13 protein-coding genes and 1 pseudogene are annotated in these 12,380 nt (G+C 67.9%); all 14 read left to right on the top strand.

Translation table 11 applies throughout. The features are described 5' to 3' along the window. The first annotated feature begins 9 nt into the window (after positions 1-9). Positions 10-1,473 carry a phage portal protein gene (locus ACFWQG_RS13090; protein ID WP_378508055.1) on the top strand — a complete coding sequence of 488 codons (1,464 nt, stop codon included), beginning with the start codon at positions 10-12 and terminating at the stop codon, positions 1,471-1,473. Between the two features lie 3 nt (positions 1,474-1,476). Continuing rightward, positions 1,477-2,322 carry a hypothetical protein gene (locus ACFWQG_RS13085; protein ID WP_378508054.1) on the top strand — a complete coding sequence of 282 codons (846 nt, stop codon included), beginning with the start codon at positions 1,477-1,479 and terminating at the stop codon, positions 2,320-2,322. Continuing rightward, on the top strand, positions 2,319-2,909 hold the full coding sequence (locus tag ACFWQG_RS13080; RefSeq protein WP_378508053.1) for a hypothetical protein: 591 nt from the start codon (positions 2,319-2,321) through the stop codon (positions 2,907-2,909). The genes ACFWQG_RS13085 and ACFWQG_RS13080 overlap by 4 nt, the downstream gene beginning before the upstream one ends. Positions 2,910-2,959: 50 nt before the next feature. Next, positions 2,960-3,871, top strand: coding sequence for a phage major capsid protein (locus tag ACFWQG_RS13075; protein WP_378508052.1), 912 nt, complete (start codon positions 2,960-2,962; stop codon positions 3,869-3,871). A gap of 108 nt (positions 3,872-3,979) precedes the next feature. Further along, complete coding sequence (locus tag ACFWQG_RS13070) at positions 3,980-4,363, top strand: hypothetical protein (protein ID WP_378508051.1); 384 nt, start codon at positions 3,980-3,982, stop codon at positions 4,361-4,363. Then, a complete protein-coding gene (locus tag ACFWQG_RS13065; RefSeq protein ID WP_378508050.1) occupies positions 4,360-4,722 on the top strand; it encodes a hypothetical protein in 363 nt (120 codons plus the stop codon). The genes ACFWQG_RS13070 and ACFWQG_RS13065 overlap by 4 nt, the downstream gene beginning before the upstream one ends. After that, on the top strand, positions 4,722-5,012 hold the full coding sequence (locus tag ACFWQG_RS13060; protein ID WP_378508049.1) for a hypothetical protein: 291 nt from the start codon (positions 4,722-4,724) through the stop codon (positions 5,010-5,012). Before ACFWQG_RS13065 ends, ACFWQG_RS13060 begins: the two co-directional genes overlap by 1 nt. Continuing rightward, positions 5,005-5,403, top strand: coding sequence for a hypothetical protein (locus ACFWQG_RS13055; protein WP_378508048.1), 399 nt, complete (start codon positions 5,005-5,007; stop codon positions 5,401-5,403). Before ACFWQG_RS13060 ends, ACFWQG_RS13055 begins: the two co-directional genes overlap by 8 nt. Before the next feature lie 39 nt (positions 5,404-5,442). Beyond that, the gene (locus ACFWQG_RS13050) at positions 5,443-6,252 is read left to right on the top strand and encodes an IPT/TIG domain-containing protein (RefSeq protein ID WP_378508047.1); all 810 of its coding nucleotides are present in this window, start codon (positions 5,443-5,445) and stop codon (positions 6,250-6,252) included. An 85-nt stretch (positions 6,253-6,337) separates the two neighbouring features. Further along, positions 6,338-6,604: a hypothetical protein gene (locus ACFWQG_RS13045; protein ID WP_378508046.1), complete on the top strand. Its 267-nt coding sequence runs from the start codon at positions 6,338-6,340 to the stop codon at positions 6,602-6,604. Beyond that, a complete protein-coding gene (locus ACFWQG_RS13040) occupies positions 6,601-6,981 on the top strand; it encodes a DUF5361 domain-containing protein (protein ID WP_378508045.1) in 381 nt (126 codons plus the stop codon). The genes ACFWQG_RS13045 and ACFWQG_RS13040 overlap by 4 nt, the downstream gene beginning before the upstream one ends. A 12-nt stretch (positions 6,982-6,993) precedes the next feature. Next, the gene (locus ACFWQG_RS13035; RefSeq protein WP_378508044.1) at positions 6,994-10,230 is read left to right on the top strand and encodes a phage tail tape measure protein; all 3,237 of its coding nucleotides are present in this window, start codon (positions 6,994-6,996) and stop codon (positions 10,228-10,230) included. Beyond that, complete coding sequence (locus ACFWQG_RS13030; protein WP_378508043.1) at positions 10,227-11,138, top strand: hypothetical protein; 912 nt, start codon at positions 10,227-10,229, stop codon at positions 11,136-11,138. The genes ACFWQG_RS13035 and ACFWQG_RS13030 overlap by 4 nt, the downstream gene beginning before the upstream one ends. Then, positions 11,138-12,380, top strand: a pseudogene (locus ACFWQG_RS13025) (hypothetical protein); the annotation flags it as partial. The gene ACFWQG_RS13030 and the pseudogene ACFWQG_RS13025, both read left to right, overlap by 1 nt.

The raw sequence follows: 12,380 nt of genomic DNA, 5'->3' as shown, positions 1-12,380 counted from the left end.
GTTCGGCCAGTGCTGAACGAAACCGAGGTGCGCGAGCTCGTTGGGCGGATGTACCAGCTGCATCTGTCTGAGCGCGCCGCGCTTGATGAGATCCGCGACTGGGTGAAGGGCACGCGCGGAATCCCGAACCTGCCTGAGGGTGTCGCTGACGAGGTAAAGGCGCTCGCCGCGCAGTCGCCGCGCAACCTGCTGCCGCTGGTGCGCGATAGCTTCGTCGAGAACCTCAGCATCACCGGCTATCGGCCGACGCTCGCGACCGACAACAGCCCAGCGTGGAAGATATGGCAGCGCAACCGGATGGACGCGCGGCAGTCGCAGATCTGGATGCCGGCTGTTACCTACGGCTGCTCGTATGTCGCGGCCCGTAAGGGTGATCGCGGTGTCGAGTTCGTCATCCGGTCGCCGCGTCAGCTGCTCGCCGTCTACGTCGACCCGGCGTCGGATATGTGGCCGCAGTACACGTTCGAGACGTGGATTGAGCAGACCGACGCGAAGCCGCGTCGCGTCGCCTTGCTCACCGACGACGAGTATGAGTACCGGTGCGACCTCGGCGAGGTGACGGCGAACGAGGCGACTGGCATCGACCCGAACCGGTCGATGCCGCTCGTCGTCACAGAGATCGACGAACCGACGCCGCACGGCGCCACCTACGACGGCCTGCCGGTGTGCCCGGTCGTCCGGTTTGTCGACCGGCGCGACGAGGACGGCCTCGTTGTCGGCGAGATCGCCCCGCTGACGAAGCTGCAGCGCGCCATCAACGAGGTCAACCTTGACCGCCTGATCGTGTCCCGGTTCGGCGCATTCCCACAGAAGGTGATCACCGGCTGGTCGGGCAGCGCCGATGAGGTGCTGAAGGCGAGTGCGCGGCGCGTGTGGGCGTTCGAGGAACCGGACGTGTCGGCGTCTACGCTGGCCGCCGCGTCGCTCGACGGGTACAACGATGTGCTGCAGGAGATGAGCGAGTTCGTGGCGATGACCGCGCAGATCTCGCCGTCGCAGGTGAACGGCCGGATCGCGAACGTGAGCGCGGAAGCGCTGGCGGCCGCGGAGGCGAACCAGCAACGCAAGCTCGCCGCGATGCGCGAGTCACTCGGCGAGTCGGCCGAGCAGCTGCTCCAGCTGTCCGTCGAGATGGACGGCGACGACACCACCGCGCCCGACGAGTCGGCCGAAGTGGTGTGGCGGGACACAGAGGCGCGGACCTTCGCGACCACCGTCGATGGCGTGACCAAGCTTGCCGCCGTCGGGGTCCCGATCCAGCACCTGCTGTTCCTGGTTCCCGGAATGACGCAGCAGAAGGCGGACGCGATCGACCAGTCGCTCCGTGGCGGTGCGGTGTCCGATCTGGTGTCGACGCTGCGCGCGTCGGCGCAGGCCGCCACTGCCGGTTCACCCGCCGTCGCTGCCGTCGCCGAGCGCACCACACCGGCAGTGGGCACACCTTCTGCGACCGCTGAAGTTGAGGAGGGCTGAGCGGTGCCGTCGGTATCTGACGTCACCGAGCTGCAGCAGGCGATCCGGGACCTAACGGTCCTCGCCGCGCAGGACGTGGACAAGCTGTGGCGACTCATCGTCGACCGCGGCCTCGACCCGGTCCAGATTCGCGACATGCTGATCGCGGCCAGCCCGGATCTGGTGTTGCCGTATGTGACTGCGGCGACGCAACTGTCCGCCCAGTGGTACGACGAGCAGTTGCCAGACTCGACGTTCCGGGCCGCCACCGCCGCGCTACCCCAGGCTGCTGAACTTGCAGCGTCCGCAACATGGGCGGCCGGTCCTGCGTTCGCCGCAGCATCTGGCACCGCGACCTCCGTGTCGCCAGCCGACCTACTGACCGGCTCGTTGCAGCGTCGGATCTACAACGGATCTCGCGAGACGGTTGCGATGAATGCGGATCGCGAGGAGGGCGCAACGTGGGCGCGCTACGCCTCGGCGAGCGCGTGCGCGTTCTGCCGGATGCTGGCAACCCGCGGCGAGGTGTACTCCTCCAAGGCTGCAGCGACTCGCGTTGTCGGCCGAGGCAAGGATGCGTCGACCAACTTCGACCCGCGCACAGGCAAGCGTAAGTCCGGCGGACAGGCGAAGGGGGTCCGCACTCGTGGCGCCCAGAAGGCCGGCGACAAGTACCACGACCACTGCCACTGCATGGCGGTGCCAGTCCGGCCGGGCGACTCGTACGCCCCACCGTCGTACGTCGACGAGTGGCAACAGCAGTACCTCGACGCCGTGCGCGCAACTTCCAGCAAGGAGAAGTACGGCGCGATCGACACGAAAGCCGTGCTGGCGCACATGGATAAAGCTTCCCGCGAATCGCGGGATTGACGCTCACACCCGGCGTGAAACGGGCGGATGCTGACGAGCTACGGAGATTCAACATGGGAGACACCACCACCGATACCGGCACCGCGGCCAGCGGCGACAACGCCGACACCGCGGCCAGCGGCGACAACGGTAAGACGTTCGAGCCGATCGCTTCACAGGAGGCGCTCGACAAGATCGTCGGTGCCCGCGTCGCTCGGGAACGGAAGAACTTCGCCGACTACGACGCACTGAAGGCGAAGGCCGAGAAGTTCGACGCCGCACAGGAAGCCGCGAAATCCGAGCAGCAGAAGCTGATCGACCGTGTGACCGCTGCCGAGGACCGCGCCACCAAGGCCGAGTCGGCAGCACTGCGCGCCGAAGTGGCCCGCACCAAAGGCGTGCCCGCGTCGTCGCTGAACGGCGCCACCCGAGAGGAGCTCGAGGCGTCCGCCGACGAGCTCCTCGACTGGCGAGGTGAGTCCGCCCCGTCGAAGCAGCCCCGCCGCCCGGCGGGCCCGCTGAAATCCGGTGCGACCGGCACCGAAACCGGCACCACGGCCAAGGACCGTGCGGCCGCCGCCCTACGCGAAATGCGACAGGGCCTCTGAACCTCCATCGAGGGCGACCTCGACGGGTGAACTGAAAGGAGTAGCCAGTCATGGCTGATATCTCACGCGCCGAGGTCGCCACCCTCATTCAGGAGGCGTACTCGAACGAACTGCTGTCGTCCGCGACGGCCGCGTCGACCGTACTGTCGGCGTTCCCGCCGGTGTCGATGGGCACCAAGACCACCCACATGCCGGTGCTGGCGACACTGCCCACCGCCGGATGGGTGTCCGAGTCGGCGACCGACGCCGCAGGCGTGAAGCCGCAGACCGAGGTCAGCTGGGCTGACCGGACCCTCGTCGCGGAGGAGATCGCGACCATCGTGCCCGTGCACGAGGACGTGCTCGCGGACGCAACGGCCGACGTCCTCGGCGAGGTCACCCGCCTCGCCGGTCAGGCGATCGGCCAGCTCCTCGACGCTGCCGTCATCTTCGGCACCAACAAGCCCGCGTCCTGGACCTCGGCGGCGCTGCTGCCCGCGGCCGTTGCGGCCGGCCAGACCAAGGCGGTCGTCGACGGAAACGCCAACGTCGACGACATCGTCGGCGCGATCAACCAGGCTGGCAAGCTGATCGCGGGCGCCGGCTGGATGCCCGACACCGTCCTCGCGCCGCTCACGCTGCGCTACGACGTGTCCAACATCCGCGACGCCAACGGGCTGCCGATCTTCCGCGACGAGTCGCTCTCGGGCTACCGCACCCACTTCAACCGCAACGGCGCGTGGGCCCCGGCATCCGCAACAGCGATCCTCGCCGACTCGTCGCGCGTGCGGATCGGCGTCCGTCAGGACATCACCGTGAAGTTCCTCGACCAGGCGACGGTCGGCACGATCAACCTGGCCGAGCGCGACATGGTGGCGCTGCGCTTCAAGGCGCGCTACGCCTACGTCCTCGGTACCGCGGCGACGTCGCTGGGTGCGAACAAGGTGCCGGTCGCGGCTATCACTCCGGACGTCACCCCGTAATGCGGTACAGGCACGCGGGAACGGGCTCGTGCATCGGCGTCTCCCCCGGGTCGCTGCTGCACGAGCTCGTGACCGCTCCGGATTCGCAGTGGGAGGAGGTGGCGAACGATGGCGCTGGCAACACTGCCCGACGTGGAAACCGCGCTCGGGCGGCCGCTGACGGCGACCGAGCAGTCGAAGGCAACGCCGTGGCTCGACGAGGCAAGCGACCTCGTAATCGGGTATCTGCACCCGTGCCCGATAGCGGATCCGACACCGGATCCGATCAAGCGGGTGGTGGCGTCGATGGTGTCAGCACTGCTGACGCCGACGACAACGGCGAACCTACCTAGCGGCGCCACGTCGATCGCCGCGGGGCCGTACTCGGTGGGACTCGCACCCGACGCCGCGGGGACTGGGCCGGTACTGACAGCTCGACTGAAGATGCGGCTTCGGCCATACCGGTGCGGCAACGGCATGGTGTCGGTCGGCCTCGGAAGTGAGCGGGCATGACCTTCCCGACTCCGCACGAGGTGGGCCTGCACATCTGGTCCGCTGGCGCCGAGGACGCGCACGGCAACGCGGTCGATGTCTACACGCCGCCCCTTGGCGCCGCGGGCGCCCCGCATTCGGTCATCGGGTGGTCGGTGCCGACGTCGACCGAGCCAGCGATCGCTGGGCACGACCGCGTCATCGTCGACGTCGAGCTGCTCACCCCGCCGGACTTCCCTGCGCGAGCGCGTGACGTGATCGACCTGCCGTACGGGCCCGCCGGGCGGTTCGAGGTCATCGGCGAAGTTGGTGACACCGAGGGCAATCCGTTCGGATGGGCGCCCGGCGGGACGCTCCACCTGCGCAGGGTGGAGGGCTGATGGCAACGAGGGTCAAGATCAACCGAGCCGCGTTCCATGCCCTTCGCTCTGCGCCAGGTGTTGTCGCCGAGCTCGATTCGCGGGCCGAGAAGATCGCGGCCGCAGCAAACGAGACCCTGCCGGAGCAGGACGACCCAAAGGGTCCGCCCGAGCACTACGTGGCCGGGTCACAGCAGGGCGAGTCGAAGCCGCAGGGTCGCTGGCGCGCCTCGGTGGTGACGGCGTCCGCGCAGGCGATGGCGTCCAACGCCAAGAACAACACGCTCCTGAAGGTGTTGGGCAGTGGCTGACATCGTCGAGTTCCCCGGCATGGCCGCGGTGGCGGTCGCGTTCCTGCGCGGCGAGTTCGCGACGTCCGGCGAGACGGCTCGGGTGTCGACGAAGGTGCCGAACCCGATGCCGCCGCGGATGGTCCGGATCGACATCGGCGGATCGTCGGAGCGCAACAGGGTCACTGGCTCCGTGCTGGTGATCGTCCAGGCGTACGCCGCGAGCGAGCCCGAGGCGGAGCGGCTGTGCGAGCGTGCACGGGCACTACTCCGGTCCACGCCCGAGCTCGACAGTGTCCCCGGCGCGTCGATCATGGCGTGCCTCGGATCCAGCCTCCCGGTTCCTCTCCCTGACCCCGACGTCGCAACTCCGCGCTATCAGGCGACCGTGCAACTCGCGGTCTCTCCCTGACATTCCCCATTCACCCCAACCCATTTCCGAGGAGGAATCATGGGTAGCTCTTCCACGTCCACAATCGGCAACGCGAAGCCGACCGGCGGCATCTACTGGGCGCCACTCGGAACTGCCGTCCCGGTCGATGCCGACGCCGCACCAGGTGCCGGGTTCCTCAAGCTCGGCTACGTGTCCGAGGGCGGTCTCACGCCCGGCGGCGAACGCTCGACGAACTCCATCAAGGACTGGTCCGGCGACATCATCGCCCAGCTGCAGTCTGAGCACAGCTCGCGATTCGACTTCGAGCTGTACGCGGTGTTCGACCCGGACGTCCTCGGTGTCGTCTTCGGTCCCGACAACGTCACCGTCACGGGCCCCGGCAAGGTGACCGTCACCGAGACCGGCGACCCGCTGCCGCACGGCGTCTGGCTGTGGGACATGGCGGCCGACGGCGGCAAGAAGCTCCGCATCCTCACCGAGGACGGACAGCCGTCGAACGTCACCGAGGGCCCGATGGTCGCGGCGGACCTGATGAAGTTCGGCCTCACGGTCGAGGCGTTCAAGAACGTCGACGGCGTGAAGACCTTCCGCTACTACGACTCGTCCGCTGCGTCTGGCGCGCCGACGATCTCGGCACATGCCCCGGCATCCATCGCGGCCGCGGGCGGCGAGCTGGTCACCCTGACTGGCTCCGGGTTCGCCGGTGCAACCGCGGTCACGTTCGGTGGCACCGCGGCCAGCGACTTCGAGGTCGTGTCGAACTCGAAGATCGTCGCGATCGCCCCGGCCAAGTCGGCCGGATCGGTCAACGTCATCGTCACCACCCCCGCGGGAGCGTCCACCCCGCACGCCGTCACCTACGCGTAGGCGGCACACGACCCCCGGTAGCGCGGCGCCGCAGACCCGCCGCGCTACCGGGCTCCCATCTGGTCTGCAACACGAAAGGTCTGCCATGCCCCCAAAGAAGCTCCCCGACAACGCATTCACGTACACCACCACCGGCGGCGTCGATCTCGTACTGCCGCCGCTGTCGCCGACGTTCGGGCAGCTGCGGCGCATCCGCCACCTGAACGACTTCAGCCAGTTCGCCACCCTCGTCGAGGAGATCATCACCGACGGCAAGGTTCTCGACCAGCTCGACGCGGTGCCGTCCGAGGAGATCGGCAAGCTCCGCGACGCCTGGTTCAAGCACTCCCAGGCCCTCGAACTGGGGGAATGATCGCCCTCCTGGTGATCTGCGAGGAGCACCAGGAGGCGGTCACTTACGACGCACTAAGCGTCGGCCTGCGCCTGCACACCCTCGGGGACGAGATGCGATGGATGGAGCTGAAAGCAGTTGTCGCGCAAGCGGTGCGCGACCCACACTCAGCACTGTTTCGCGCCCTCGCGCCCGATGACGCCGGATGGGGCCGCAACGAAATGCTCCTCGCGGACATCGCGGACACCCTGCACTGGCTGAAGTGGGCCAAGACCGTCGACGGCAGCAAGAACATCAACCACCCCGCCCCGATTCAGCGACCCGGCATCGAGAAGCCGGAGCGAATCGGCACCGCCATGTCCCGCGAGGAGATGGACGACTGGCTCGGATGGTCCTGAACGGAGGCCCCTGTGGCGGATATCGAACTGGCGACCGCGTACATCTCACTGGTCGCTGAGACGCGGGGCCTGAGTCGCGACATCCAGCGCGAGCTCGGACGCGTCGGCGACCGTGCTGGGCGCGAGGCGGGAGACGACTTCTCGTCATCGTTCACCCGGAACGCGCGGAGCGCGCGAGCCGACGTCCGCGGTGCAGCCGACGGCGCCGGGCGCGCAGGATCCGCGGCTGGTGGCGACTTCGCGTCCGGATTCGGGCGATCCGCATCCTCCGGCATCGAGGGGTCGCTCGACGACGCGATGTCCAATGCGGGCGGCGGCCGCGGCGGCGGCGCTGGCATGGACATGGCCGGCGGATTCCTCGAGGGATTCGGCGGCAAGATCGGGATGCTCGGCGCAGCCGGCGGGCCGATCGGTATGGCGCTCACCGCGGCGGCCGGTCTCGGCCTCGCGGCCGGCGGACTGCTCGCCAAGGGTGTCATGGACGGATTCGGGCAGATGCAGTCCCGCGACCTCATCCAGGCGCGGCTCGGCATCAACGACGCGGCCATGCAAACCATCGGCACCGCCGCCGGTGGCGCGTTCTCCAATGCCTGGGGCGAGTCTGTCCAGGCGAACATGGAGACCGCGCAAATGGCGATCCAGGGCGGCATCCTCAACGGCGAGGAAACCGCCGCCGGGATGCAGCCGGTCATCGAGAATCTGAACGTCGTCAACGACCTGATCGGCGGCGACATGGCGACCACGGTCCGCGCGACCGGGTCGCTGATGAAGAACGGCCTCGCTGCGGACGCAGAGGGCGCATTCGACCTCATCACGAAGGCGTATCAGCGAGGCGGTGGCGTCGCTGACGACCTGATCGACTCCGTGATGGAGTACGGCAACGGCTGGAAGCAGACCGGGTTCTCTGGCGAGTTCTCGATGGGTCTGATCACGCAGGCGATGGCGAACGGTGTCGACAACACCGACCGCGCCGCCGATGCGATCCGCGAGTTCGGGCGTCGCATGTACGAGGAATCGGACACGATCGCGGGCGCCATCGGCGACCTCGGCCTCCCTGTCGACGACCTGATGGGCAAGCTTAAGTCCGGCGGCCCGGAGGCGGAAGCTGCGTTCGATCAGATCTTTGACGCCATCCGGCAGATCGAGGATCCGGCCAAGCGGGCAGCGACCGCTCAGGCTCTCCTCGGTGATACCGCTGGCGACTTCATCAACGCGTTCACGAACTGGGATCCCTCGACGGCGTCGAAGTCGTTCGGCACCGTCGCGGGCGCGGCGCAGCAGGCCGCGGACACGATGTCGTCGAACCCGATGGCGAAGTGGGAGTCCGCGATGAACACGATCAGTGTTCAGGCGGACGAGCTGAAGCTGTCGCTCGCGGAGGCGTTCGCGCCGATGGCCGAGAAGCTCGGCGCATGGGTAGCTGAGCACAAGCCGGAGATCATCGGGTTCTTCACTGACCTAGGTTCCGGAATGCTGACCCTTCTCGACTACGGTGCGGCCGCGACATCCGGCCTGCTTCGCATGTGGGGCAACACGTCCGGGTACCTGATGGACATGATCGGCGGAATGATCTCGGCGTTCGGATCATTCGGCGAGACCGTCGGCGGAATCGTGAAGTACATCCCCGGAATGGAGGGAGTCGGCGAGGCCATCGAGGGCGGCGGCAGGGCTGCGCAGGCGTTCGGCGACAAGGTCGGCGGAATGCGCGAAGGGGCGCTCGCGCTGGCAGACACCATCGACGGCACCGTGCGCCCCGGACTCCAGGGTGCACGCGACGACCTCCGAAACGCGGGCGATCAGGCCGCGAACTCGGCCGCCCTGATGCGCGACCTCGGCGGCAGCGTGACGGCTATCCCGGGATCGAAGGACATCACGATCGCGGACAACAGTCCGGAGACGATCGCGCGCCTCGAGTCGCTCGGACTCAAGGTGATTCGCACGCCGTCCGGCATCCGCGTCACCGCGACGACAGACGAGGCGCAGGGCACCATCGACGCGCTGCTCAACCAGAAGCGGACGATGTGGGTCGACGTGAAGACCCGCCTGGATCGCGGCGAGATCGACTTCGGCCAGGCGTACTCACTGACCACAGGCGGGACGCCGCGACAGAACGCCAAGGGCGGATACATCTCCGGCCCCGGCACCGGCACGTCCGATTCGATCCTGTCCTGGTTGTCGAACGGCGAGTTCGTCGAGCCTGCCCACGCAGTCACCCCTGAGACCCTGCCCCTCCTCGAGGCGATCCGAGGCGGCTGGGTGCCGCCCGCGAGCCTCCTGCATGACATGCTCCCCGGCTTCGCCTCTGGCGGCATGGTCGGATTCAACCGGGATGCGGCAGTCGGAAAGGCGCAGTCGCACAACGGCGAGCCGTACGTGTACGGCGAACTGGACTGCTCCGGCTACCTGTCCGAGGTCTTCAACGCTGGGACCGGCGAGTCGGTTCGGTTCGTCACCGGATCTGACTTCGCTGGCATGGGCTGGGCGCCCGGCTACGACCCGAACGGGTTCTCGATCGGAACCGACGGCGGCGTCGGCGAGAACGGCCACATGGCCGGGACGCTCTACGGCGTGAACATCGAGTCCGACGGCTCGAACGGCATCCAGTACGGCGGCAGCGCTGACGGCGCGCAGGACTTCCCAATGGTCTGGCACTGGCCCGGAGCGTCGGGCGGCGACGATCCGGCGTCCGAGTCTCTGTCCGGCCTGACTGCGCAGTCCGCGCCGGGCATCGGCATCGGCGCCGGCGGTGGCATCACTGGCGGCGGATCCGGCACCAGCGGGACGTCGGGCGGCACCGGCGCCAGTAGTGCTGGATCAGCGAGCGCTGCAGTGTCCGTGTTCGTCACTAACTGGCCGGGCAGCTTCACGCCCGCCACTCCGGGATCCCCGATGGGCGCCACAACGCCGGCAGTCGATGCGACACCCGCGACTGAGCTAGATCCGAACGCGTTCGATCCGCAGAAGCGGGCAGCCGAGTTCGGGAATCAGGTCGGCGACATCGGAACCAACGCCGCCCTCGACATCCTCGGCATCTCCAAGCCTGGCGGATTCATCGGCGCACTGCTCTCTCCCGAAGTGGCAGAGGCGGCACGGCAAACCGTCGGCGGAATCACCGCCGGCGCGCAGTCATGGCGGCCGGGTGTGCAGATCGACAACCACGTCACGGTCTCCAGCGACCAGGAGCAGCTCCGAAAGCTACTGGAAATGAACAAAAGGCTACTGATGCAATACGGAGGTGCAATGCCGTGACGCTGAATATCTCCATCCTCGGCGCCGGCGGCGGGCCCGAGCTGCATGTCGGTGGCGACGATGCGGGCACTGAGAACATCCGCCTCGGCGACGGTCAAGTGCAGGGCCTCTACCACGCCCCCGTGGAGACCGAGTGGAAGCGTGCGCGCCGTCAGCGCGGCGGCTCGTTCGCCGGGATCGAGAACCCTGCCCGCGACATGCAACTCGGGTTCCGAACATTCGGAAAGGACGGGCAACGCTGGCAGGAGACGGACGACCTGCTGCGCTCGTGCTTCACGTACCACCTCGACCCGTGGTGGACGGACGATACTCTCGCCCGGATCCTCGTCGAAACCGACAGTGACACTCGCACGCTGTCGGTGCAGATGTTCGAGGAGCCGGAGTTCGCGCCGGAGATCAGCCCGGACCGACTGCAGTACGGGAACATCTTCTACAAGCTCCGTGCGGCGCAACCGTTCTGGGAGTCCGACCCCGTGATGACGTTCTGGGAGACCGGATCCGCGAAGAACACCATCACGGTGTCGAACCCGACGGACGTCGAGATGTACCAGTCGTGGGTACTCACCCCCGGCACGTGGACGCTCCCCGACGTGTCGTGGGTGGGCGCACCACGCAAGCGTGTCCCGGGCGGCCCGCACGGACTGCGGACAATTCCGCTGAAACCGATCACGGCTGCCCACGGTGGCGCGGTCATCGACCTCGACCCGATGCACGTGATGATGCAGTCCCGCAACACCGGTAGCAACCTGACGGCAGAGGTCGGCGGCGGCTACTACTTCATGCACACCATCCCGCCGCACACCCCGCCGACGGAGCTGCCGATCTCCGTCGCGGCCGCGCCGGCGGGTGGTGCTCGGGCGGAGCTTCACCAGCTCAGGTTGTGGTCCAACTTCCACGGGGGGTACTAGTGGCGACAGCCCTTGAAGAGGCATGCCGGGCGACGGTCGACGCCGTCCGTGAGCGGGAACTCTCGCTCGCGGCGGCACGGCTGATCGCTCCCGAGATCCGCCTGTGGTCCGGGAAGAAGTCGGACCAGTTGCAGTACATCGTCCGCTGCGAGAACGAGTACGACTGGCTCGACAACGAGAACGACACCGGGCCGGGCGTCGTCAAGATCGACGGCGACTACGACGAGGCGCAGTGGCTCTGGGATATCAAGGGCCGCAAGGATCGTGGCGAGACCATCGACATCCTGGCCACGGTGGACTATGTCGGGCGCAGGTGGAGCGGGTTCCTCGACAACGTCACGATGGAGACCAACGACCTCGGCCAAACCATCGTTACCGCAACCTTTTTGAGCGATTACGAACAGACGAAATGGCGCGACCTTTGGGCCACGCCGTCCACCAGCGCTGGCTTTCAGCCGATTAAGGTGTTCATGCTGGGTGGCCCGACCGACTGGGCACTCGGTACCGCGCTCAAGCTGAATCTGGCGCGGGCGCACGGGCGTCCGGCGGGCATGGGGTGGATGGATCCACTCGCGGACGGGCAGGCCGACTACCGGGACTGGCCGATCGTCCTGGCGCCACTCGACTACCAGACTGCAGCAGGTCGGGGCACCGTGACCGGGCTCGTGCTGAGCAGGTTCAAGACGTTTCACGAGTGCGCCGAGGCGATGCTCGACGACGCCGACCTGACGCTGCGGTGGCGGCGGTACATGCCGGGCGACGCGCTGCCGTGGCCGGGCGCCAAGATCGCGTACGGCACGCTCGTCGTGTGGTTCGAGAACAACTCGGGTGGCCTGTCTCCCAACACCTCTGGTGGGCTCATGGAGGGCATCGGCCAGCTGATCCGCATCTTCGTGTCCTCACTGGTCGAGGGGCTCGGCGGCGGATCGCTGCCCATCGAGGACTCCGAGCAGGCCATCGTCGGAATCCCGAGCGTGCCGGAGTACCAACAGCCGGGATACCTGGGGACGGACCCACGGCTGCCGTACGTCTTCTACCCGGCAGGGTCGCCGGGCGTGGTGTCGCAGTCCGCGAACATCCGTCTCGCGCGCGGGCACCGGCTCACTGGCGGTGGGCACTCGATGCCGGGGGTCGGGGGGGGGGGGGGGGGGGGGGGGGGGGGGGGGGGCGCCCACACCAAAAGAAACACAGAGATGCCCGCATGGCCGGCCCAGAAGGTGGGGTGCGTTGGGACGCGAACCT

Source organism: Rhodococcus sp. NPDC058532 (assembly GCF_042719255.1).
Taxonomy (GTDB): Bacteria; Actinomycetota; Actinomycetes; order Mycobacteriales; family Mycobacteriaceae; genus Rhodococcus_G.
This window is presented reverse-complemented; position numbering and strand designations above follow the sequence as displayed.